Source organism: Sulfurimonas sp. NWX79 (assembly GCF_039667035.1).
In the GTDB taxonomy this organism is placed as follows: domain Bacteria; phylum Campylobacterota; class Campylobacteria; order Campylobacterales; family Sulfurimonadaceae; genus Sulfurimonas; species Sulfurimonas indica.
On record NZ_JALCZL010000050.1, the window covers coordinates 1 to 1,673 of the forward strand.

At 36.3% G+C, this 1,673-nt stretch carries 2 protein-coding genes; both read right to left on the minus strand.

Annotation, left to right across the window (positions count from 1 at the left end; all coding sequences use genetic code 11):
* Nucleotides 1-54 precede the first annotated feature (54 nt).
* Nucleotides 55-447 (minus strand): hypothetical protein, encoded by a 393-nt coding sequence (locus tag MNY27_RS10810; RefSeq protein ID WP_152184908.1) that lies wholly within the window; start codon nt 445-447, stop codon nt 55-57.
* A partial coding sequence (locus tag MNY27_RS10815; RefSeq protein WP_346392338.1) for a nickel-dependent hydrogenase large subunit occupies nt 448-1,673 on the minus strand: 1,226 nt, incomplete at its 5' end.

Below are 1,673 nucleotides of genomic sequence, written 5' to 3' on the forward strand. Positions count from 1 at the left end.
TTTATAGAGTTTTTTGTATGGATTCTTGCTGCTTCTTGAAGCGTTTTTATCTCATTAATGAGTTGTTTTTTTGTTAACTTCATTCCAAATCTCTTTTACTGCTTTGTCAATATCTTCTTGCAGCCACTCTAAAGTATTAGAGAAATAAAAAAAGATATTTTCTTTCTCTAGCGATTTGAGTAGATAGTAAAAAGCACTTTCATGATTATACTCAGACACATTTGCCAAATCAAGCTTTTGCATCTCTATAAAGTTACTCCCATACCCAACACCCTGATCAACAATGATGATATCTTCATCTGTTTCAAAATGCAGAGCTAAATTTAAACCACCTATTCCACCCTCAATCACCTCAAAGTCATTTTTTTGCTGCATAAGTTGTTGATAGACCTCCATCCCAAAACTATCGGGATAGCTAAAACGGTTTCCTATGCACACAACTTTCATCTAAAATCCTATTTTATACGAAACTGCTTCATTATCCACAGAGTGTACAGTACACACCAAACATGGATCAAAACTGCGAATTACATGTCCGAGTTCCATAGGGTTATCGGTACCTGTTATATTTAACCCCACAAGGGCCTTCTCCCATGCTCCATAATTGCCATCTGCATCTTTTGGAGAACCATTCCATGTAGTTGGAGAGATGATTTGATAATGGGCAATTTTTCCATTTTCTACCTCTATCCAATGTCCCAAAGCTCCCCTTGCTGCACTAGTAAGTCCAAAACCAGTGCCACTTTTTTTCTTTTTTGGAGAGATATAGACATCATCACGACACCCATTAACTGCTTCTTCAGTCATCTCAAGCATATAAGCTATATATTTTGCAGGTCGCAAAAGTCGTGCTAATTGTCTTACATACACACTATCACCATAGCTCTTCTCAAGCTCTATAAAAAGATTGTTTTGCTCTACCATATACTCAGCTAGTGGTCCTGTTTGGAGTGGTTTGTTTGCATATCTCGGAGCTTTTGTCCAACTGTATGCCTCATCTTTTGCATATTTTGGTACTGTTTTTCCCTCACTTGGATGGAGTGGTTTTTCTTTTTCATACCAACTATATGCTACATCTTCTGTAATTTTTTCAGCTTCTATTGGTGCATAGATACCATCACTATAAACACCCGCTTTTATAAGGGAGTTTGTAGGGTTTTGTGGGTCATCTATATTTCCATAACTCAAATATCCATACCCCGTTTTGCCAATCTCATCAAGTTTACACTCTTTGGCTAAGTGGCTAAAAATTGCTACTTGTGAATCTGGGTATTTTTGTATATACTCTTCTAAATCTTGCAAAGTTTGTAGGTTTTGTATAGCACCTATAGAGGTGAGATATATCTCCTCTTCCAAATATTTTTGTGTTTTTAAAAGATGGTTTCTCACATCAAAAAGCTCAATTTTACAGATATTTGCAGATGCTACACCACCTGGGACTATATGGGAAGTATGGGGCCACTGTCCACCAAGAATTGCCACCACTTTTAAAACATCTTTAGTGATTTGTAAAGTGCTTTTTGCAAACTTCCCTTTAAATGGTGCATAGAGTTCATTTGCCTGCGTGTAAAAGCTTTTTTCTTCATAAAATTTATGTGCAAAATCAACCATAAACATTAAGTAGTGTTGTCGTAAATCACTTTGTAGTGTTTCTGAGAGTATAGATAGATTTC